This window comes from Enterobacter roggenkampii (genome assembly GCF_001729805.1).
Lineage (GTDB): Bacteria > Pseudomonadota > Gammaproteobacteria > Enterobacterales > Enterobacteriaceae > Enterobacter > Enterobacter roggenkampii.
In genome coordinates, this window is the sequence record NZ_CP017184.1 from 925,994 (window position 1) to 946,903 (window position 20,910).

The following is a 20,910-nucleotide window of genomic DNA, read 5'->3' on the forward strand; positions in this document are numbered from 1 at the left end:
AACCTAACGGATCCTGACGCCTACGAACAGCAGCTACAGCAGAAGTGTAAAGGGCTGGCGTTGAGATTTGTTGAGCCCTGGCTGTTAGCTTTTGTTAATCCTGATGCGAAGCAGGGCAGGTGTAAGCCTGTTATGGTTTGTTATGTCTTACTAGGGAAAACTAGGGGTAAAGTGTCAACCGCTACCGCTTCAGAAAACTTCAGGTACACGCACTCGTGAAGGAAAGGTGTTAAGCACTCCCCCTTTGCAACCATCCTCGAGTCTCTTTCAGATCGCTGTTCTGGTTTGCCCGGATGCTGGCGTTCAGATTGAGTTGTCAAAAGTTGTCACCCACCGTCAGCGCCAGTGGGGATTTTTGGCAGAACGCGCTCTAAGTTACAGTTGCTTCAGTAAGTGACTTAAATGAAAAGGTTGCTATGAAATGATATCAATCAGAGGCTGTCTATAATTCAAATAGCTCTATGTATGAGTTGATTCTTAAGGGAATTAATTGGGGAATTTGCAATATTTTTGACGTGTAACCATGATTTTTATTTAAATTCAGATATCTTTTACTAGAAAAATATCACTCACTGTCAAAGGGTTAACTATGCGCTTAAGTAAAGTTCGCGTACAGAACTATCGGAGTATCATAGATACTGGAGAGTTTGAGATTGAGAAACTTAAAACAATACTTGTTGGGCCGAATGAGGCAGGTAAGACTGCCATTCTTCAAGCTATACAGCAAATTAATCCCCCAGAAGGGGTCAAGAAATTTGTCCCGCTTCGTGACTACCCGAGAGCTCAGTACACAAAAATTAGCAGGGGGGATTTAGATCCGAAAACTGTTCCAGTTGTAACCGCTACCTTTGACTTGGAAGCTTCTGATTATGGGCATGCTCCTGATTTTCTTAAGGAAGTTTCATTGAAGTATAAATTCACTCGCTACTTAAACAACAATGCGAGTCATAGTTTAGAAGGTGTTGAACCACTTATTTATAACGAAATAAAAATGGATCTCACAAGGTTAGCTGCTCATTTAGATCGCGACTCTGCTGAGGGAGAAGCAAAACCACATAAAGCTAGCCTTGACAAAATTACTGCATCATGGAGTTCCCAAAAATATTTGTATTCTGATGCTTCAATATTAATTAAATGGCTTGAAGAAAAACTGCCTTTTATTGATGAGGAAGATGAGAAAGAAAATAAAAGGTGGGAGGTTATTGAATCAAAGTTATCTAAAGCAGTTGAAATGAGTTCGTTTCTTGATTTTCTAGATCAGAATAAACCGGTTTTTGTCCTCTATAGCAATTACTTCAGAGTGAAGCCAATTATCCATTTAGGGAACTTAGCAAAGAGGATCGAAACCAATAGTTTAGACGATGACGCATATGATTACGGTAACACCTGCTTATTGAGATTGCTTGGTTTTTCAGCACAAGAACTTTCTGAGTTAGGTAAAACATCCGATCCTAGCCACACTACCACAGATATAGATACTTTCAGAGAAAAGTTAGACCAGCGTAGCTATGAACTAAATGCTGCGAGTGTTGAGCTAACACAACAAATAATAAAAGTATGGAACCCTGACGATAAAAAAGCGGAAGCTAGCCGACTGAAGATTTCCGCAGATGGGCAATATCTTAAAGTCGTAGTAGAGGATAACATTGGTGTGGAAGTAGAACTAGACCAAAGATCAGAAGGTTTCCAGTGGCTAGTTTCGTTTTTCATAGTGTTTTTTGCTGAAGCAAAAGGAAAGCATAAAAATACTATCCTGCTGCTTGATGAACCCGGTGTAAGTCTTCATGCCCTCAAGCAAAGGGAGTTTAGAAAGACAATTTCATTGCTTGCTGATGAAAACCAGACAATTTATTCCACACATTCGCCTTTTCTTGTTGGGCCTGATGAACTTGACTTGGTGAGGGTTGTGGAGCTAACCGATAGAACAGTGGGTACTAAAGTACATACTACTGTAACATCAAGTGACCCGGCAGCATTATTGCCTCTGCAAGAGGCGCTTGGTTATGATTTAGCGCAAAGTCTGTTTGCTAATCAAAGAAACTTAATACTCGAAGGGCTAACTGATTACTGGTATATAGAGGCTATATCTAACCTGCTAAAAGAAGAAGGGAAGGTATTTTTAAATGAAAAAATATCTCTTGTTCCAGCAAATACGGCTAGTAAAGTTGTTTACTTTGCTACAATTTTGACTTCACATAATCTCAAGGTTGCAGCACTATTGGATTCAGATAATGCTGGTAATCAAGCCGCACAACAAGAAATTTTAGTTAATCGTTTAGGTAACAAAAGGATTCTTCGAACATCAGATTTTACCGTCCAAAAAATTGAGAAGGCTGAGATTGAGGATTTACTTAGAGATACATTGGTAGTTGTTGCTAAATCAGAACTAAATTGGGATGTTGAATCAACGTTAGCTAGTGCTGGGAATAGACCAGTTGTCGATATTTTTCAAAGAGAAGTCAAAGAGTTTTCGAAGTATAAACTGGCTAAAGCTTTTTTAAGATGGTCGAGAGAGCATACTTTATCTGATTTAACAGAAAATGAGATTCAGGGTTGTACTAATTTGATTAATGCTATCAATTTGGCTTTGAAGTAAGTTTTAAATGGCTCATCATTTGATGAGCCATTATTACTCTAAATCACTTTTAAAAAATGTTTTTTGATAGACTGGCTAATGTTGATAGTTAGGCTTCAGAACTGTCAGATGGTGTCTTCTGTAACTTAGAGTTCGACCTAATAGGTACCTCGTGAGCTTGTGAAGACCACACTAAAGCTTTTTTGTGATCTGGTGGTGGAGCAGAAAATTTTATTGGGGTACTTTTGGGGGTATCTACCAAAACAAAACATGGTTAATATCATATAATTCAACAACCTATTTTGGTGTGTCTTGTTCCTATTATCGCACCATCTCAACTTCCCCAAACGTCCGTATTCATCCATAAACACCCTGCTTTATAACGATTTTATTTTTTTTTAGTCCGTTGCTGTCCGTAACCTTCCAGTAAAATCGATGCTGAATCTGTATAGGATTGTGTATATGTTCCTGTTCGGCCTGCGCCGTCCGTGGTTAAACAACCAACAGATCTTCATCGTCATTTACGTTCGGATGTGGCGCTAATGTGGGCTGTCTGTCATCTTCCGCAAGCAGTGTGCTTTCTTCTTAGCGTACAGAACCCGTTGCTTACAGCCACACAACTGGCCATTACCTGCTATATTCGTGTCTTTGCCAGGTTTCCTGAATGAGCGATAATGTGGCACATAACGGCAGCGTAAAAGGGGCAACATGCTTCATCACAGCCAGGCAATGCCACTGGATGACATCTACCTTGAGGACATTTCTCACATTATTCACCCGGATACGGCGGCAGGAGACCTCGCAGATACTGCAAGGCCTAACCGCATCATTCAGGAGTGGAATTTGCCACAGGGCTACACCCGGTTTGTCAGCCGGTATCAACTGTACCACTGGCAACATCCCTGGATGGCATACCGTGACACGCTCGACGACATCAAATCCGGGAAGCTCGTTCTGCTGAGAAAAGACATCACCGGCAATGCCATTTCGGGCGTGCTCACGACATCCGGTGACCTTCGCAATGACCTGCCTCTGTTCCTTCAAACCCGACTCCGACACATTCTGTCCCGGCAACTGAATCGCCCGAGATATCAGGTCCGCCATGCGGCACCGGTGCAACATGCCCAGGCCGCAAAAACCATCAACAGCAAAACTGCCGGTCGGTTGCTGGCCGCGGGTGGGATCTATAATGGCAATATCGAGGGATTCCATCAGACCGCGCAGCAGCTCGGTGGTGATGCACCGGCGGGTTACGATCAGGTTATGGATAATAAAGGGCTGATTATCGCTGGTGCTTCTGTTGCTGCGGGCCTTGGCCTGGGCAGACTGGGGACGGCGAGTGAGCTTAGCAATCTTCATGTTCTGGGAAAAGTCGAGGGTGAGTACTCGATGATAAAACCCGGACCATTACCTAAAGAGCTGGCTGAAACCTTCTCCAGTGGTACATATAAAGAGATCACGCTATCAACAGACACGAGTTTCTACAGAGGTGGTATTGAGGGCCGACCATTAGGTCAGTTTTTCGGATATGAACAACCTCAGGGAGTGCTCCAGACCAGAATAGATAAGGCCCTGCTCCCCAAATGGCCTAACGGAAGTGAATCCCCTCTTGATAGCTATCACAAGATACAAATACCCGCTGGAACGAAAATATGTTGGAGAAGTTGGCTATCAAACAGACCTTTTTCCCGGTGGCTCTGAGCAAGTTGTGATACCTACCCCGTGGAAAATACCTGGCGTTAAGATACTTGGAAGTGGTGGTTTGAAATGAATAATGAAATAAAGAAAACGGTAACTGATATCATCAAAATCCTCTCCTCAAATGATGAGGATTCATGGGCAAAAACATTCGAAAAACTAGCCATCGAGCTCGATGTTGATTGTGAGTCATCCATTTACTCGTTGAAAAAACTCTACGGCGGGATGGGATCATTTAACGATATTGTTCTTCATAAAAATGGCATACCTCTCATTCGGGAAAATGACGAGTTAGACGATTTGAGACACAAACTCTACAAGCAGCTTGACCATGCAATCGTTTTGTTAAAAGCAGGTGATTTACCATAGCGTTAGTTTCCAGCGCCGTCAGTAAATTATTGGGTACGCCTCCAGCCTGACAGGGGAAGCGCAGAACCTTAAAACAGGCTCATGTGTGTTCGTCTCGTCAGCATCGATGCCCCCGAAAAGAACCTGCCCTTTGGGCAGCGTTCCCGGCAGACATTCTCATCGATAGTGGCGCAGTGTGCCGTCTCCATAACGTGCAGGAACGCAGATTTCTATGGCCCTTGTGGCCTCACATGGAAAGCGCATAAAATAATGAAAGCCCGGTAGGGTTCTCACACCCACTCCCGCCAGATGGAAACCATCAGCACTTCTTACGCATCATGCGCCAGGTTCCTCTGACAGCTCCGACAAACCATCACACATCTCCTGCAACTCATTAAACATCCTTGCCACATGGAAGCCATCGCACACCGAATGATGCACCTGCACCGCGAGCGGCAGCAGCACTTTTCCATCCTGCTCGTAGTATTTTCCAAACGTGAACATAGGCGAAAAGAAGTTCTTCATGTGCGCAATGTTCATATTAAAGTTGGTAAACGTTACCCACGGAATAGACGAGACGAAGAAGACATTTTCCCGTGACTCTTCCTTAGGCCAGTATGAAAGGCTATTTCCATAGCGGGCCGTATCTTCTGCATACGTGTTCTGGAAGTGATGAATATTGCCGTCATAGTGGCTCCACAATGACGAAAACGTCTCCGTTTCGGGGTGGAAAATGGTGTAGCTGGGATGAACTTCATTCCATATGACAAGCTCATTGTCCTTCATGGCCATACGGAACTCAGGATGCCGGTTCATGATGTTAGACAGGAGAAAAATGATCGTCGGGTAAAACTTCCAGCCCACCGCTTTGATATGTTTTCGCAGCGCGGTAATGTCGATGAGAACGGTTTGGTTAATTGTGCATTCAGCAAATGACTGGAAGACTTCAAAATGCTCCTTCCTTGGCCAACGAGATAAATCAACAGGCGTATACTCCGGGGCTGTTTTTTTCATTATTTAACCTTTGATTATCAACCGTCTACCTGATTTTGGGCCAGAAACAACCGGACAACCATTTCAACCGTATCTAATCTTCCTGTCAATCTCAGCCTGTGGCTTTCCGAACAGGTATCCCTGCACGAGATCGCAGCCAAGCGCCTGAAGCCGTTCAAGCTGCGCTTCGGTTTCAACACCCTCTGCAATGACCCGCATGTTGAGGCTCTTCGCCATGCCGGTAATCAATTTAACGATATTAAGGGCATCATCCTGCGTGGATATCGGATTCACAAAGGATTTATCTATCTTAATTTTATCAAAATTAAGTTCACTCAGTCGCGAGAGCGAGGAATATCCCGTTCCGAAATCATCGATAGAAATTTTGACACCCAGTGCCCGGAGTTTTTTGAGAATAGTGATCGGCATGTTGCTGTCACTGAAGAGCGAAGACTCTGTTACCTCTAGCTCAAGTCGGCTGGCCGGTAGCCCTGTCTCTTTCAGGATGGACTGCACCATCGTGGTAAACGATTTCGTGCCTAGCTGAACGGGTGAGACGTTCACCGAGATCCTGGCCGGTACCGCCCAGGACACCGCTTCCCGGCAGGCCATCTCAAGCACCGACTTGCCGATCTCATTGATCATTCCCGTTTTTTCAGCGACGGAAATAAAATAATCTGGCGCGAGTATCCCTTTCACCGGGTGTATCCAGCGAATAAGCGCTTCATAGCCGTAAATTTCATTGCTGAATGAATCGACAATAGGCTGGTAATACACAACGAATTCATTGTGATCGATCGCCAGAGCCATATCATGTTCAAGGGTTCTGCTTTCCTGCAGTCTTTGCAGCATCCACTGACGGAAGACTTTGATCTGCTGCGAACCTTCTTTTTTCGCTTCGTAAAGGGCCAGATCGGCAAATTTGTATAGATAATCAGAGCGTCGTTCATTATCAGATAAAACGATACCCACGCAGGTGGCAATTTTTATCAGCTGGTTATTAATCGTATAGGGCTGGCTGATATGATCGCTGATTTCTTTGGCGCGCGAAACGGCGGCGGTTTCCGTGAGTCCGCTGGAGAGAAGGGCGAATTCATCGCCGCCCAAACGGTAAAACGTATCCGTTGCGCTGCTCATCGAGGTCAGCCGTCGGGATACCTGATTCAGCAGCAAATCTCCCGTATCATGGCCATAGGTATCGTTGACCTCTTTGAAACGGTCTAAATCAAATAACATCACCGTGACGGGGTCGTGGTTTTTATCTGCCTGAAGATTAATTTTGTTGAGATCGTCCCAGAAGAAAAGGCGGTTTTTCATGCCGGTGAGGGAGTCATGATAAACATCATACTCCAGCTTCGAGTTCTGAATTTGCAGCTTTTCTTTTGATATTTGAAGCTCGTCAGCCAGGCTCTTAACCTGCATGTGTGCTTTCAGAATGTTTTTATTCTGGTAGATCATTAAGAAGCCGAGAATAAAGCTTAAAATCACCAGGAGCAATGAAAGTGCCGAGTAGATATAATACAGTATCTGTATTTTTTTATTGGATTCGTTAACTGTGTTAATATCTTTTGTTAATGCCGTGGCAGAAAGCTGGCTTAGCGGTGCATCGAGTTCATGCATATTTGTCAGGTATGCTTTTAACGCCGGGTGGCTCATATTTTCAAGATGGCTATCCAGATAGGCCAGTATGTTTTCTAAGCGTAAAGCGAGTTCCTGATGCGTTTTATCGCTGTCAATGTAGCGACCTAAATCGCCCCCCTTCATTAAATCGCCCTGACTGAGCATAATTTCGAGACGCATGCGGACCTGGTCTATCGTAACGTCATCGGTATCGGTTGCGTATAGACCAAGCCATGATTCAAAACGGTAATACTCTGATACCAGTTGTGCCACGGACCAGGACTCAGTGTATTGAGTCAGTTTTTGCAATTCTTGCTGACGATCATAAACAAGGTATGCAATATATCCTGTCGTGATAAAAAGAGAAAAAATGATACCAACCAGTATCCTGTTCATTATGTTCTCCTGAACGACTACTCAATCTTCATTTTGCTTACCTGCCATGCTGATCGTGAGTAATAAATCTGATTATTCAACTCAGGAAGACTGTCATAGGGGTATACAATGAACGATGGGCCTTTATCGCGGATGCGCATATATTCGCCATTGACCTTTAAGGCAAGGATGGCGTTGTATTTTTTAAAGTCGCTGAGAGGGATGATGGTTGAGTAATCATTAAGCGCAATAACATTAACGTTCGTACCTTTTGCACCCACATAATCCATGAGCTTGCTCATTGGCACACCCTCAAACTTCGTACGACCGTTATACCAGGGGGAGGTTGTCTCGAAACTCACGACACCAAGTTTTTCAAGGCTGGCGAGATCAAACACTGCTTTTCCATTTTCATTGGTATTTTCTATATTACCGGAAATCGTTAAAATGGGTTTACCAACTGGTTTTGGCAGGTCGCCAGCCCAGGTTACACTCTGTACCAGACAGCATAACAGCAGTAGGGTTAATCGCATTTTGACCTCCACCTTTTAACAGAAGTATAAGAATTATAATTTAGATATCACACGAGTTGATATATTTTGTTGGGAAGTCAGGGGTTTTATCGTTTTTATTGATGTGATATCAATTAAATCAATGAGTTAGATGGTGTAGGTGACAGAGTATTTGATACTCAAGCGACACTTAACTTTTTGATAAAAGCTAAAATTGCGGGCATAAATGCTCTGTTGATTAAAAAATAATCGCTTTAATTGAGGGATATTATCTTCTAAGACAATTGTGGGGTGTTCGTGGCGTATTGACGCGCGAATCTGGAGACCAAATACGTGCTCCGGTTGTGTCCGTTGTTTCAGGATGATGACAAGCGAGGACACGAACATTTCGACTGTGCGTGTCCCCTACCACTTGCCTTACTTCAGGTCCTCCCGGATGGCTTACGCCGACTTGCCCCTTTCGCTATGCTGGCAAACACTGCGTCCCGGTAGATCCACGCGTGAATCAGTGCGGCAGAGAGATGGACCAGCACCACGGCAAAAAGCAATTTTGCCAGAAGGCTATGGGCGTCGTGACACCATGCATACAGTGCTGGACTGGTCGGGACAATCGCCGGCAGGTTGATGCCATCAAACATCACAATCGGCAGGCCCGCTGCCGACAGCTGCGCCCAGCCCAGCAGCGGCATTGCCAGCATTAACCCATACAGCATCCAGTGTGATGCCTTTGCGGCACGCACCTGCCAGACGGGCAAATCGGCAGGAAGTGGGGGCGTCCGGCTCAGGAGTCGGTTGACCAGACGCACCAGTGCCAGCAGTAAAATGGCGATACCCAGCGGCCGGTGCAGATCGATTAACCAAATCCGGTGATGTAACGACGTCATCATCGCGGCACCGATGAACAGCATGGCCAGGATCATCACCGCCATCAGCCAGTGCAGGCTTCGCGCCAGGGTATTGAAATGCTGCGGCGCGTGCTCTCGCCTATCTTTATTTGAGCTCATTTTACCTCCTGCTTTTGCACGGCTTCGGTGGCTTTGCCGTAGCCAATTTCCCGCTCACGGCGGCTGAAAGAGTGGGAGTAGGCAGCGGAACGGGCGTTTAAGATGGGATCGTCAGACACCGCAACGCCTGCAGGAACGACAGAAGGGTCAAAGTTAACGTCGCGGCACGCGCCTGTGGATTGTGCTTCGACGCGCGTCACTTCCAGCGTACCGGCCACCCTCTTTTTGCGATCGTCCGGCCATGGCTGGGAAGGGTCATCCACCGGATCGCCCGGCTGTGCGAGCTGCAAAACGTAATCCCAGTAGAGTGGCTTCTGCGCCAGGCGCTGGCGCAGGTTTTCGAACAGGAAGTTGTCATCGGCTTTCTGCCGTTGCTCATCGCTTATCGACAGGAAAGGCTCGTGCGGACGCATCATCCAGCGAACGGCTTGACGTTCCCCCTGCGCGTTCACAAGGTAAAAGGCGTTAATGCTGTAAAACGTCGCGCCCGCGAAGCTGCCGGGAGCGGGTTTTTGTGCCGCCCATTTAAGGTATTTCTCCGCCTCCGGGTACGCTTTTAAAAAGTCTTTGAGACGCTGCGGATCCGGTTTTCCGGTGGCTGCATCAACGGCAGTGGCTTTTCGCAAGGCCAGAAAACCTTCCGGGCTGTGCGTGGCGAAGAAAGGCTCGTTGTTCATCGCCATTCGCCATTGTTGCTTGTCATCTGTCTTCAGCAGCAGCGCCATGCTCAGGGTTTTGGTCGTACTATCCGGGGCATGGGGATCGCCAGTACCAATAGAGAATCGGCCCACCACGGGCACTTCCTGCTGCGAGAAGAGGCGGGAGGTTGAAAGGGAATCCGCCGAGCCGTTTGGCGTAAAGGTGCCGGCAAAGCAGATGCCTTTTCCATGCGCGCGACGAAAACCCGGCGGGAAGGGTTTCGGTGTTTCACCCACCAGTGCCTGGCTGACCGTGCGTGACCCAAGCCAGCCCGCCGTCCATGCAAAAGCAGATGCCAGCGTACCGGCGACAACGGCGATCGCTGCCAGCGCGCCCCAGGTTTTTTTGGACCTCAAATCCAGTTTCGACATAGACGTTTTTCCAGAACAAAATATCTTCACCTGTCATGCGCAACGTATTGTGCGTGACAGGTGTTAATACAGTGGCGAATATGGCTCGAGTATAGGAACTAAGGGGCGTAAAGAAAGAATATCACGAAAAGTTTAAACCTTTCCGCTGTCAAAAAGTCCGGGTTACTCATCGTGTCGGAAGTTGTGACCGAGTCGGTGACCCAGCGAGAAATAGTGGCGAAATAGATAATAGAGGGGGTTCCATTTCTCCACATTAAATTTCACCCCTCGCTGAGTACGAATTAATAAAGCCTCAGATATGTGGACGCAGGTTATCGAGGCATCAACGGACACCAGGTTCCCCTGCGAACCGGTCAGGGGCGCTATCCCGCCAATCTTAGCCTCTATTTGTACAGGACACTCTTTAATTCTCCACGAGTTAATCGTCACCGCTTTTTCCTTATGGAAATTCCCGCAGCTAAATTTGTCCTGTTCAAAAACATACCCCCTCTTTTTCTTCCATTCCGGTGGCGATGCTTTTCCCGTTTTATTTGCGATAGCTTCAATATTCTGCCAGAGCCTGCTGTCCGGTATGTTCAGAACAATATCGGGGTTACCCGTGATATTTTCATAACATTTTCCGGAGGTGCCAAGCCCGAACACGATATTCCGGTCAAGGATCCACCATGATGAAACCGGGCTCAAGTTGGTTGAACCGTCAGGATTTTGGCTGGAGATAATGGCGACCGGTGTACCAAAATATAAAGAAGCAAAATCAACCTGCTGGGTTTTCATTTTATCATCCTCTGATTAGAGGAGACCCAGTCTACGTTGTGCAAACGTGCGTTACTTCGGTGAAGCGCGAAGTAAAACGCGCCAGGCTAAAATTCCCAGGGGAACTGCAATAGCTGCCTTGTACCCAACTGAGCGAGAACGTGCATAATGCGTCCACCTTTTGCGAGAACGCGTAAGGTTCGTTGTCCCTGCCGGAACAGATTTATTGACTTAAATCATGATGTCTCTTTCATTCGCCGCCTATCGTGTACACCCCTCCTTAAAACGAATCAAAAATGAAAAAAAGACCGTTCCTGATGGTGCTTTGTGCTGTGTGCTGCTTTTTTGTAGCGGACATCGCCATGGCAAAAAACAGTTCAGTTTCCAGTGAACAGGTTAAAGAGAACGTTATTGCAGAGTCGATAGCATCTTATCCCGGAGTATGCGCTTGTCCTTTTAACCGGGCCAGAAACGGAAGCGCTTGCGGGAGACGCAGCGCATGGAGTAAGGCGGGAGGCTATGCTCCCATTTGTTATAAAAATGAAGTAACAGATGAGATGGTAAAGGAGTGGCGTGAAAATAATAGCTAACCCGCCTCCAGCATCCCAAAACTCACAATCCGCGCCCGTCCCAGCTCTTTTGCCCGGTATAGCGCCACATCCGCAGCGCGCAGCAGGTTGTCGGTCTGGGCATGTTGTGGGTAGCTGGCAATGCCAATCGACACGTCCACCGGCCCAATCTCGGTCAGCCCGTAGCGAATCGAAAGCTCATGCACGCCGGTGTAAATCTTCTGCGCGCAGGCGTACGCTTCTGCTTCATCGGCACCGGAAAGCAGCACCAGAAACTCCTCGCCGCCATAGCGGAATGCCAGCCCGTTGTCATGTGCGGCCCGCTGAACAATTGACGCCACGCTTTTGATCACCAGATCGCCCGCTTCATGGCCGAAACGGTCATTAATGCTCTTGAAGTGGTCGATATCAATCATCATGCAGCTTAACGGCACGCCGGTGCGTATCGCCTGTGCCGTTTGGGTTTGCAGCGTATCTTCCAGATGATGACGGTTACGCAGGCCGGTGAGCGGGTCAAACAACGCTTTTTCCAGCAACGCGTCGCGCAGACGCTGGTTGGCCAGCGCCAGCCCGAGCGCCTCGGCCATCAGCTCCAGATACGCGCGGGAAGGGGCATTATCCGCCGTGATATTCTGGAAGGAGAGCAGGCCAATGGCCTCACCCTGAGCGATAAGCGGCACGCAAAGCGCGCTTTCCGCCTGGGATGCCGGAAGATGGTAGCAGGCAATATCCGGCTCGCCGTTCACCGGCGGGTGACTCTGCCCGCGACGCACGGCCCAGCACTCGTCCGGGTGGAACGTCGTCTCTTCACCCACCGGCGAAAGCCATTGCGCGACGCAGCGCATCTGCCACGGCTCGCGGTCAAGGACGTAGAGCCGGCCCGCGATCCCCGGCGCGATATTGGGGGCAAACAGCTCCGCCACGTTAATCACATCGTTAAAGTTCTCACACCCCTGCAGCCGCTGGGTCATGCGCGCCAGCAGCTCGCGGATGGCCCAGTCGGCATCGCGCTCTTTTTCCAGACGCTGCCGCGCCAGGCCGTTTTCACGGAAGATGCTGATGGCCTGAGCCATATCGCCTATCTCATCAATCTGGTTGAAATTGGGCGTTTCAACCGCGTAATCCTGGGATGCCAGGCGGTGCACCACGTCGCTCAGGCGCACCACGGGGCGCAGCACGCGGCGTTTTAATATAAAGCCGAGCACAAACAGGAACAGCAGGGCGGTCAGGCCGACCGTCAGCTCAGAGGCGGTACGCAGCGCTTTCGATTTTTTGGTCGCCTCCTGAACGGCGGCGATGACGCGCTTGTCGAGTATCTGGCGGAAGTGATCGAGCTGATTCTGCGCGCGCTCAAGCTCCTGCTCATAGGGCTGACCATAGAGCAAGGCTACGGCCTGGGCGTCTTCACCGCGTTCCAGGCTTTCGAGGGCGGTTTGCTGCTCGTCCTGCAGCTCATCGACGATCTTTATTCCTTCATGCAGCAGGGCCAGTTCTTCATCCGATGCGCCGTTATCCTGCAGCTTTTCCAGCCGAAGCTCGATGCGCTTCAGGCTGTTTTCTGCCTGGTTATATTCCTTGAGTACCTGAGGATCTTTTTTAATGGCGTATAGCCGCGCTAAATCAGACTGCGCCCAGATATCGGTTTCGATATCTTCCGTCAGCTGATCAAATTTCTGCCGTTGTTCAACGGCCTGACGCTCGAGGGTATCCGCACTGGACGCCATCAGCATGATGATGCCGGAGGCGATGGTCAGGCAGACCGTGGCCCCATAGGCCCAGTTTGTTATCGTCGCGATTCGCACCAGATGATCCTTTTACGACATGAGTAGGATGGCGTTCTTCAAATTATAGAAAACGTCTGATTTAAGGCGAAAAAAAAGGCGGCACAGTGCCGCCTGGTGTGGTCTTTATCGTCACGTCCTTACAAATCTGGAGGATTTTTTCCTTCTTCGATGAAATCCGCGTCCAGCTCTTCGGCGTTACCTTCGTGATCGCGTCCGGAGAAGAGGTTCCAGCAGGCGATAAACAGCGCGGCGATGAGCGGCCCAATCACAAAGCCGTTAATGCCGTACAGCTCCATGCCGCCGAGGGTGGAGATCAGAATCAGGTAGTCCGGCATTTTGGTGTCTTTCCCCACCAGCAGCGGGCGCAGGATGTTGTCCACCAGCCCGACGACGATCACGAAGAAGCCGACAATAAACAGCCCCTGCCAGATCTGGTGCGTGGCGAACAGGAAGATAGCGGCGGGCACCCAGACAATTGCCGAGCCGATGGCGGGCACCAGTGAGAGGAAGGCCATCAATGCGCCCCAGAGCACGCTGCCGTCGATACCGGCAATGGCAAAGGCAATCCCGCCGAGGATGCCCTGAACCACGGCCACCGCCGCCGTCCCTTTTACCGTGGCGCGTGACACGCCGACGAATTTGGCGAACAGATGCTGCTTGGCAAAATCGGACAGGGGCAGGGAGTCGAGGATCTGGCGTACCAGATACGGGCCGTCTTTCAGCAGGAAGAACAGCAGATACAGCATGATGCCGAAGCTAATCGCAAAGCCAAAGGTGCCTTTGCCGATCAGGAACGCGCTGCCGGCGAGATACTGTCCGCCCTGCAGCGCGACGTCGGAGAGTTTTTTCTGGATCTGCGCCGCGTTGGTCAGGTTGTGATCCGCGAGGAAGCCGCTGGCCCAGCCAGGCAGGTGGTTGAAGATGCTCGCCACCACTTCCGGGAACTGGGTATTGTTCTCCTGCAGTTTGGTGTAAACCACGTTCAGCTCAATGGCGAGCGAGGAGAGGATCACCATCAGCGGAATAAAGACGATCAGGCAGATAATACCGATGGTCAACAGCGAGGCCAGCCCGTTGCGATCCCCCAGCGCGGCGCGCAGCTTGTTTTTTACCGGATTGAAGATAACGGTCAGAATGGCGGCCCACAGTATCGCGGAGAAGTAGGGCGACAGCACGTCGAAGAAGGCCCAGGTCACAAGGGCGAGAATGAAAATAAAGAAACCTTTAGTCAGTCCGTTAAAGCGCATCAGTCAGTCCTGGTTACTAAGAAACTGTGACGACTATAGAACCGATTGTGAGAATTACCAACCTTGCGTCGGGTGGCGGCTGCGCCTTACCCGACCTACGGGGAGTGTTACGGTATGACTTCGCGCTTTACGGATACCACTTTCGACTGACCGAAGATCGCCTTTTCCCGCACCATGCTGTAAGTATCTGCTTGCGGAGGTGCTTATGGCCTGGCGTCCGATTCTCTATGTGATCCTCACAACCCACCCCAGACTCAGCACGCGGCGCGCCCGTTTGCGTCTGGTCATCTAGCTTTTTATTAACAATCGCGGTATAACACACCTTCTTTGGATGTTTAGATGTCCATACGTATAGAAGGTAATATGCAAACACAACAAGAAAATGGGCAGCTTAAGCGCACCATGAAAACACGCCACCTGATAATGCTCTCGCTGGGTGGCGTGATTGGGACAGGGTTATTCTTTAATACCGGCTACATCATTTCCACGACCGGGGCGGCGGGCACGCTGCTGGCCTACCTGATAGGTGCGCTGGTGGTCTGGCTGGTGATGCAGTGTCTGGGCGAACTCTCCGTGGCGATGCCGGAAACCGGCGCGTTCCACGTCTATGCCGCGCGTTATCTTGGCCCGGCGACGGGCTACACCGTGGCGTGGCTCTACTGGCTCACCTGGACGGTGGCGCTCGGCTCGAGCTTTACCGCCGCGGGCTTCTGCATGCAGTACTGGTTCCCGCAGGTGCCCGTCTGGGCGTGGTGCGTGGTCTTCTGCGTGGTGATTTTTGGCCTGAACGTCATTTCCACGCGCTTCTTTGCGGAGGGTGAGTTCTGGTTCTCCCTGGTGAAGGTCATCACCATCATCGCCTTTATTATTCTTGGCGGCGCGGCGGTCTTTGGCTTTATCCCGATGCAGGACGGTTCACCCGCGCCGGGCTTAAGCAACATCACCGCCGAGGGCTGGTTCCCGCACGGCGGCCTGCCGATCCTGATGACCATGGTGGCGGTGAACTTTGCCTTCTCCGGGACCGAACTCATCGGTATCGCCGCAGGGGAAACGGAAAATCCGCACAAGGTCATCCCGGTGGCGATCCGCACCACCATTGCGCGCCTGATCATCTTCTTTATCGGCACCGTGTTTGTGCTGGCGGCGCTGATCCCGATGCAGCAGGCGGGCGTGGAAAAGAGCCCGTTCGTGCTGGTGTTTGAAAAGGTCGGTATTCCTTACGCGGCGGATATTTTTAACTTCGTGATCCTGACGGCGATCCTTTCGGCGGCGAACTCCGGGCTGTACGCCTCCGGGCGCATGCTGTGGTCGCTCTCTAATGAGAAAACGCTCCCGCGCTGCTTTGCCCGCGTGAACAAAAACGGCGTGCCGCTGACGGCGCTCTCGGTTTCTATGCTCGGCGGCGTGCTGGCGCTCTTCTCAAGCGTCGTGGCACCGGACACGGTATTTGTCGCGCTCTCGGCGATTTCTGGCTTTGCGGTGGTAGCCGTCTGGATCAGCATCTGTGCGTCGCACTTCGTCTTCCGTCGTCGCCATCTGCAGTCCGGCCAGCCGCTCTCTGCGCTGCAGTACCGCGCGCCGTGGTATCCGCTGGTGCCGGTACTCGGGTTTATTCTCTGCGTGGTGGCCTGCGTCGGCCTGTGGTTTGACCCAAGCCAGCGCATTGCCCTTTATTGCGGGATCCCGTTTGTCGCCCTGTGTTATGGTGCCTACTACCTGACCCGAAATATGACATCGCAGGAGCCTGAACATGTCGCAGAATAATCCGCTTACCGCCCTCCTTGAAAAGCAGCCGTTTGTGGTGCTGGATGGCGCGATGGCGACGGAGCTGGAAGCGCGCGGCTGTAACCTGGCAGACAGCCTCTGGTCTGCCAAAGTGCTGATGGAAAACCCGGAGCTTATCCGGGAAGTGCACCTTGATTACTACCGCGCGGGGGCACAGGTGGCGATCACCGCCAGCTACCAGGCCACGCCTGCGGGCTTTGCGGCCCGCGGCCTGGATGAGGCGCAGTCCCGAACGCTAATTGGCAGAAGCGTGGAGCTGGCGCGTAAGGCGCGTGAAGCGTATCTGGCCGAAAATCCCCATGCGGGCACGCTGCTGGTGGCGGGCTCCGTTGGGCCGTATGGTGCCTATCTGGCGGATGGCTCAGAGTATCGCGGTGACTACGTGCGCAGCGCTGAGGCGTTTACGGCCTTCCACCGCCCGCGCGTGGAAGCGCTGCTGGACGCGGGCGCTGACCTGCTGGCCTGCGAAACGCTGCCGTCTTTTATTGAGATTAAGGCGCTGGCGGCCCTTCTGGCCGGGTATCCCCGCGCCCGGGCGTGGTTCTCCTTTACCCTGCGGGATAGCGAGCACCTGAGCGACGGCACGCCGCTGCGTGACGTGGTCAGCGTGCTGGCCGACTCTCCGCATATCGTCGCGCTGGGCATTAACTGCATCGCGCTGGAAAATACCACGGCGGCACTGAAGCACCTGCAGAGCCTGACGTCGCTGCCGCTGGTGGTCTACCCGAACTCGGGCGAGCATTATGATGCGGTGACCAAAACCTGGCACCACCACGGCGAAGCGTGCGAGACGCTGGCGGGGTATCTGCCCCAGTGGCTGGACGCCGGAGCGAAGCTGATTGGTGGCTGCTGTCGCACCACGCCGAAGGATATTGCTGAGCTTAACGCGAAGCGCTGAGTTTTTTGCCGGGTGGCGGCTGCGCCTTACCCGGCCTACGGATCGCACAATGTGTAGGCCGGGTAAGCGCAGCGCCACCCGGCATAAAACAACCGCACAAAACCAACTATCCTTTCCCATTTTTTATCTAAAAACGAATCGTTATGAGCGATTCATTTTTATTCCTTTATCAAAATTCCCGCGTTGGAAATACTGCCCTCATAACAACAAGGGGAGCAGGCACTATGGCAATTTCATCGCGAATCACACTACTCGGCGCACTGGCGCTGTGGGCATTTCAGGCGCAGGCGGTGGACGTCACCGTCGCGTATCAAACTTCTGCGGAACCGGCGAAAGTCGCGCAGGCGGATAACACCTTTGCCAAAGAGAGCGGCGCGAAGGTCGACTGGCGCAAGTTCGACAGCGGCGCGTCCGTGGTGCGTGCGTTAGCCTCCGGCGACGTGCAGATCGGCAATATCGGTTCCAGCCCGCTGGCGGTTGCGGCCAGCCAGCAGGTGCCGATTGAGGTGTTCCTGCTCGCCTCGCAGCTCGGTAACTCTGAAGCGCTGGTGGTGAAGAAAAACATCACCAAACCGGAAGACCTGATCGGCAAACGCATCGCCGTGCCGTTTATCTCCACCACCCACTACAGCCTGCTGGCGGCGCTCAAACACTGGGGCATCAAGCCGGGCCAGGTTCAAATCATCAACCTCCAGCCGCCGGCGATTATCGCGGCCTGGCAGCGCGGCGACATTGACGGGGCCTATGTGTGGGCGCCTGCGGTGAACGAGCTGGAAAAAGACGGCACCGTGCTGACCGACTCCGAAAAAGTGGGCCAGTGGGGCGCGCCGACCCTCGACGTGTGGGTCGTGCGCAAAGACTTCGCCGAGAAACATCCTGAGGTGGTGAAAGCCTTCGCGAAAAGCGCGATTGACGCCCAGCAGCCGTACATCAGTAACCCGGATGAATGGCTGAAGCAGCCCGCCAACCTGGAAAAACTCTCCCGCCTGAGCGGCGTGCCGGAAGCGGACGTGCCGGGGCTGGTGAAGGGCAATACCTATCTGACCCCCGCGCAGCAGGTGCAGCAGCTGACCGGGCCGGTTAACAAAGCGATTGTGGATACCGCCACCTTCCTGAAGGAGCAGGGCAAAGTGCCCGCGGTAGCGGCGGATTACAGCCAGTACGTGACCGATCGTTTTGTGAAATAAGGAGTTCGCCATGCTGAATATTACAAATCTGTCTGCCGATTACGGTGGTAAACCCGCCTTACAGGACATCAACCTGACGCTGGACAGCGGTGAGCTGCTGGTGGTGCTGGGCCCGTCCGGGTGCGGAAAAACCACGCTGCTGAATCTCATCGCCGGGTTTGTCCCTTATCAGCATGGCACCATTCAACTGGAAGGCAAAAAGGTGGAGGGCCCCGGCGCCGAGCGCGGCGTGGTCTTTCAGAATGAAGGCCTGCTTCCCTGGCGCAACGTGCAGGAAAACGTGGCGTTTGGGCTGCAGCTTGCGGGCATCCATCGTGAACAGCGGCTGGAAACCGCGCGGGCGATGCTGAAAAAAGTGGGGCTGGAAGGCGCGGAAAAACGCTATATCTGGCAGCTTTCCGGCGGCCAGCGACAGCGTGTCGGGATTGCCCGCGCGCTGGCAGCGAATCCGCAGCTGTTGCTGCTGGACGAGCCGTTCGGGGCGCTCGACGCCTTCACTCGCGAGCAGATGCAAACCCTGCTGTTGCGCCTCTGGCATGAGACGGGCAAGCAGGTACTGTTGATTACGCATGATATCGAAGAGGCAGTGTTTATGGCGACCGAGCTGGTGCTGCTCTCGCCGGGGCCGGGCCGCGTGCTGGAGCGCTTGCCGCTGGATTTTGCCCGCCGCTACGTCGCGGGAGAACCCGTACGCAGCATCAAATCCGATCCGCTGTTTATCGAACAGCGTGAATACGTCTTAAGCCGCGTGTTTGAACAACGGGAGGCTTTCTCATGAGTATCGTCTTCAGTGAAAAAACGCGCCGCACGCGTCTGGCGCTGCGCTGGCCTTTCTCGCGCCAAATTACGCTGAGCGTCGGTACGCTGCTGGTGCTGCTGGCGGTGTGGTGGGCGGTTGCTGCCCAGCAGTGGGTCAGCCCGCTGTTTCTGCCGCCGCCGGGACAGGTGCTGAGCAAACTTATTACCATCGCCGGGCCGCAGGGCTTTATGGATGCCACGCTCTGGCAGCACTTAGGCGCCAGCCTGGCGCGCATTCTGGTGGCGCTGCTGGCGGCGGTGATTATCGGCATTCCCGTGGGGATTGCGATGGGGCTGAGCCCGACGGTGCGCGGCATCCTCGACCCGCTGATTGAGCTTTATCGTCCGGTCCCGCCGCTGGCCTATCTGCCGCTGATGGTGATCTGGTTCGGCATCGGTGAAACGTCAAAAATCCTGCTGATTTATCTGGCGATTTTCGCCCCGGTGGCCATGTCGGCCCTGGCGGGCGTGAAGAGCGCCCAGCAGGTGCGGATCCGCGCGGCGCAGTCGCTGGGGGCCAGCCGTACGCAGGTGCTGCTGTTCGTGATTTTACCGGGCGCACTGCCGGAGATTTTAACCGGGCTGCGCATCGGCCTCGGCGTGGGCTGGTCCACGCTGGTGGCGGCAGAGCTGATTGCAGCCACGCGCGGCCTCGGGTTTATGGTGCAGTCGGCGGGTGAGTTCCTGGCGACTGACGTGGTGCTGGCAGGGATCGCGGTGATCGCCGCGATTGCCTTCGGATTAGAACTGGGGCTGCGCGCGTTACAGCGCCGCCTGACGCCCTGGCATGGAGAAATACAATGAGTGAACGTCTGACCATTACCCCGCTGGGGCCGTACATTGGCGCACAGGTGTCGGGCCTGGATGTGACCCGTCCGCTGAGCGATAACCAGTTCGAGCAGCTGTACCACGCGGTGCTGCGTCATCAGGTGGTGTTCCTGCGCGAACAGGCGATCACCCCGCAGCAGCAGCGCGCGCTGGCCCTGCGGTTTGGCGATCTGCATATCCACCCGGTCTATCCGCATGCGGAAGGGGTGGAGGAGATTATCGTCCTCGACACCCACAACGATAACCCGCCGGATAACGATAACTGGCACACCGATGTGACCTTTATCGAGACGCCGCCCGCCGGGGCGATTCTGGCGGCGAAGCTGCTGCCGGAGACGGGGGGCGATACGCTGTGGGCCAGCGGCATTGCGGCGTATGAGGCGCTCTCCGAGCCGTTCCGGACGCTGCTGAGCGGGCTGCGGGCGGAGCACGACTTCAAAAAATCGTTCCAGGAGTACAAGTACCGTAAAACGGAAGAGGAGCATCAGCGCTGGCAGGAGGCGGTCGCGAAGCATCCTCCGCTGCTGCACCCGGTCGTGCGCACCCATCCGGTCACGGGCAAGCAGGCGCTGTTTGTGAACGAAGGTTTCACGACGCGCATTGTGGACGTGACGGAAAAAGAGAGTGAGGCGTTGTTAGGTTTCCTGTTCGCGCATATCACCAAGCCGGAGTTCCAGGTGCGCTGGCGCTGGCAGGAGAACGATCTGGCGATCTGGGATAACCGCGTGACGCAGCATTATGCCAATGCGGACTATCTGCCGCAGCGCCGGATTATGCAGCGGGCGACAATTTTGGGCGATAAGCCGTTTTACCGCCCCTGATCCTGTAGTACCCGTAGGCCGGGTAAGCGCAGCGCCACCCGGCGA

19 protein-coding genes are annotated in these 20,910 nt (G+C 52.5%); 11 read left to right on the forward strand and 8 right to left on the reverse strand.

What is annotated here, in order from left to right; translation table 11 throughout:
* Positions 1–589: 589 nt before the first annotated feature.
* The 4 genes from BFV67_RS04265 (at position 590) to BFV67_RS24860 (ending at position 4,906) form a co-directional block, all read left to right on the forward strand.
* Positions 590–2,596, forward strand: a complete 2,007-nt coding sequence (locus BFV67_RS04265; protein ID WP_069597909.1) for an AAA family ATPase — start codon at positions 590–592, stop codon at positions 2,594–2,596.
* A gap of 687 nt (positions 2,597–3,283) precedes the next feature.
* Positions 3,284–4,276, forward strand: a complete 993-nt coding sequence (locus BFV67_RS24575) for a hypothetical protein (RefSeq protein WP_235610618.1) — start codon at positions 3,284–3,286, stop codon at positions 4,274–4,276.
* A 66-nt stretch (positions 4,277–4,342) separates the two neighbouring features.
* A complete protein-coding gene (locus BFV67_RS04275; protein ID WP_069597910.1) occupies positions 4,343–4,642 on the forward strand; it encodes a DUF6966 domain-containing protein in 300 nt (99 codons plus the stop codon).
* Between the two features lie 81 nt (positions 4,643–4,723).
* On the forward strand, positions 4,724–4,906 hold the full coding sequence (locus tag BFV67_RS24860; RefSeq protein WP_071965063.1) for a thermonuclease family protein: 183 nt from the start codon (positions 4,724–4,726) through the stop codon (positions 4,904–4,906).
* A 51-nt stretch (positions 4,907–4,957) separates the two neighbouring features.
* Here the strand turns inward: BFV67_RS24860 and catA are convergent, their stop codons facing one another.
* From catA to BFV67_RS04310, 6 genes are all read right to left on the reverse strand, one after another.
* Complete coding sequence (catA, locus tag BFV67_RS04280) at positions 4,958–5,635, reverse strand: type A chloramphenicol O-acetyltransferase (RefSeq protein ID WP_032664042.1); 678 nt, start codon at positions 5,633–5,635, stop codon at positions 4,958–4,960.
* Between the two features lie 63 nt (positions 5,636–5,698).
* Entirely contained in the window at positions 5,699–7,630 is a 1,932-nt protein-coding gene (locus BFV67_RS04285) for a putative bifunctional diguanylate cyclase/phosphodiesterase (RefSeq protein WP_069597911.1), read from the reverse strand.
* Positions 7,631–7,647: 17 nt separating this feature from the next.
* On the reverse strand, positions 7,648–8,142 hold the full coding sequence (locus BFV67_RS04290) for a putative pterin-binding protein (RefSeq protein ID WP_008503255.1): 495 nt from the start codon (positions 8,140–8,142) through the stop codon (positions 7,648–7,650).
* 401 nt (positions 8,143–8,543) lie between these two features.
* Entirely contained in the window at positions 8,544–9,125 is a 582-nt protein-coding gene (locus tag BFV67_RS04300; protein WP_069597912.1) for a cytochrome b, read from the reverse strand.
* Entirely contained in the window at positions 9,122–10,195 is a 1,074-nt protein-coding gene (locus tag BFV67_RS04305; protein WP_045353590.1) for a catalase family peroxidase, read from the reverse strand. The genes BFV67_RS04300 and BFV67_RS04305 overlap by 4 nt, the downstream gene beginning before the upstream one ends.
* A 162-nt stretch (positions 10,196–10,357) precedes the next feature.
* Positions 10,358–10,969, reverse strand: coding sequence for a flavin reductase family protein (locus BFV67_RS04310; protein WP_069597913.1), 612 nt, complete (start codon positions 10,967–10,969; stop codon positions 10,358–10,360).
* 275 nt (positions 10,970–11,244) lie between these two features.
* Here BFV67_RS04310 and BFV67_RS23175 point away from each other — a divergent pair, with 275 nt between their 5' ends.
* Positions 11,245–11,538 carry a hypothetical protein gene (locus BFV67_RS23175; protein WP_071965065.1) on the forward strand — a complete coding sequence of 98 codons (294 nt, stop codon included), beginning with the start codon at positions 11,245–11,247 and terminating at the stop codon, positions 11,536–11,538.
* On the opposite strand, the gene BFV67_RS04315 is transcribed toward BFV67_RS23175, so the two are convergent.
* Both BFV67_RS04315 and BFV67_RS04320 read right to left on the reverse strand, forming a co-directional pair.
* A complete protein-coding gene (locus BFV67_RS04315; RefSeq protein ID WP_069597914.1) occupies positions 11,535–13,319 on the reverse strand; it encodes a diguanylate cyclase in 1,785 nt (594 codons plus the stop codon). The genes BFV67_RS23175 and BFV67_RS04315 overlap by 4 nt on opposite strands.
* Positions 13,320–13,438: 119 nt before the next feature.
* Positions 13,439–14,548 (reverse strand): AI-2E family transporter, encoded by a 1,110-nt coding sequence (locus BFV67_RS04320; RefSeq protein WP_069597915.1) that lies wholly within the window; start codon positions 14,546–14,548, stop codon positions 13,439–13,441.
* A 363-nt stretch (positions 14,549–14,911) separates the two neighbouring features.
* On the opposite strand from BFV67_RS04320, the gene mmuP reads away from it, so the two are divergent.
* From mmuP to tauD, 6 genes are all read left to right on the forward strand, one after another.
* A complete protein-coding gene (gene mmuP / locus BFV67_RS04325; RefSeq protein WP_008503244.1) occupies positions 14,912–16,312 on the forward strand; it encodes an S-methylmethionine permease in 1,401 nt (466 codons plus the stop codon).
* Entirely contained in the window at positions 16,299–17,231 is a 933-nt protein-coding gene (gene mmuM / locus BFV67_RS04330) for a homocysteine S-methyltransferase (RefSeq protein ID WP_069597916.1), read from the forward strand. Before mmuP ends, mmuM begins: the two co-directional genes overlap by 14 nt.
* Before the next feature lie 224 nt (positions 17,232–17,455).
* Positions 17,456–18,418 carry a taurine ABC transporter substrate-binding protein gene (tauA, locus tag BFV67_RS04335; protein WP_023293188.1) on the forward strand — a complete coding sequence of 321 codons (963 nt, stop codon included), beginning with the start codon at positions 17,456–17,458 and terminating at the stop codon, positions 18,416–18,418.
* 10 nt (positions 18,419–18,428) lie between these two features.
* Complete coding sequence (gene tauB / locus BFV67_RS04340) at positions 18,429–19,196, forward strand: taurine ABC transporter ATP-binding subunit (protein ID WP_023343464.1); 768 nt, start codon at positions 18,429–18,431, stop codon at positions 19,194–19,196.
* The gene (gene tauC / locus BFV67_RS04345; protein WP_032656513.1) at positions 19,193–20,020 is read left to right on the forward strand and encodes a taurine ABC transporter permease TauC; all 828 of its coding nucleotides are present in this window, start codon (positions 19,193–19,195) and stop codon (positions 20,018–20,020) included. Before tauB ends, tauC begins: the two co-directional genes overlap by 4 nt.
* A complete protein-coding gene (gene tauD, locus BFV67_RS04350) occupies positions 20,017–20,865 on the forward strand; it encodes a taurine dioxygenase (protein ID WP_069597917.1) in 849 nt (282 codons plus the stop codon). The genes tauC and tauD overlap by 4 nt, the downstream gene beginning before the upstream one ends.
* Positions 20,866–20,910 lie beyond the last annotated feature (45 nt).

Bases quoted from the DNA above. Each gene is read 5' to 3' on its own strand.
- BFV67_RS04265 (WP_069597909.1), top strand. From the start codon at position 590: ATGCGCTTAAGTAAAGTTCGCGTACAGAACTATCGGAGTATCATAGAT.
- BFV67_RS24575 (WP_235610618.1), top strand. From the start codon at position 3,284: ATGCTTCATCACAGCCAGGCAATGCCACTGGATGACATCTACCTTGAG.
- BFV67_RS04275 (WP_069597910.1), top strand. From the start codon at position 4,343: ATGAATAATGAAATAAAGAAAACGGTAACTGATATCATCAAAATCCTC.
- BFV67_RS24860 (WP_071965063.1), top strand. From the start codon at position 4,724: ATGTGTGTTCGTCTCGTCAGCATCGATGCCCCCGAAAAGAACCTGCCC.
- catA (WP_032664042.1), bottom strand. From the start codon at position 5,635: ATGAAAAAAACAGCCCCGGAGTATACGCCTGTTGATTTATCTCGTTGG.
- BFV67_RS04285 (WP_069597911.1), bottom strand. From the start codon at position 7,630: ATGAACAGGATACTGGTTGGTATCATTTTTTCTCTTTTTATCACGACA.
- BFV67_RS04290 (WP_008503255.1), bottom strand. From the start codon at position 8,142: ATGCGATTAACCCTACTGCTGTTATGCTGTCTGGTACAGAGTGTAACC.
- BFV67_RS04300 (WP_069597912.1), bottom strand. From the start codon at position 9,125: ATGAGCTCAAATAAAGATAGGCGAGAGCACGCGCCGCAGCATTTCAAT.
- BFV67_RS04305 (WP_045353590.1), bottom strand. From the start codon at position 10,195: ATGTCGAAACTGGATTTGAGGTCCAAAAAAACCTGGGGCGCGCTGGCA.
- BFV67_RS04310 (WP_069597913.1), bottom strand. From the start codon at position 10,969: ATGAAAACCCAGCAGGTTGATTTTGCTTCTTTATATTTTGGTACACCG.
- BFV67_RS23175 (WP_071965065.1), top strand. From the start codon at position 11,245: ATGAAAAAAAGACCGTTCCTGATGGTGCTTTGTGCTGTGTGCTGCTTT.
- BFV67_RS04320 (WP_069597915.1), bottom strand. From the start codon at position 14,548: ATGCGCTTTAACGGACTGACTAAAGGTTTCTTTATTTTCATTCTCGCC.
- mmuP (WP_008503244.1), top strand. From the start codon at position 14,912: ATGCAAACACAACAAGAAAATGGGCAGCTTAAGCGCACCATGAAAACA.
- mmuM (WP_069597916.1), top strand. From the start codon at position 16,299: ATGTCGCAGAATAATCCGCTTACCGCCCTCCTTGAAAAGCAGCCGTTT.
- tauA (WP_023293188.1), top strand. From the start codon at position 17,456: ATGGCAATTTCATCGCGAATCACACTACTCGGCGCACTGGCGCTGTGG.
- tauB (WP_023343464.1), top strand. From the start codon at position 18,429: ATGCTGAATATTACAAATCTGTCTGCCGATTACGGTGGTAAACCCGCC.
- tauC (WP_032656513.1), top strand. From the start codon at position 19,193: ATGAGTATCGTCTTCAGTGAAAAAACGCGCCGCACGCGTCTGGCGCTG.
- tauD (WP_069597917.1), top strand. From the start codon at position 20,017: ATGAGTGAACGTCTGACCATTACCCCGCTGGGGCCGTACATTGGCGCA.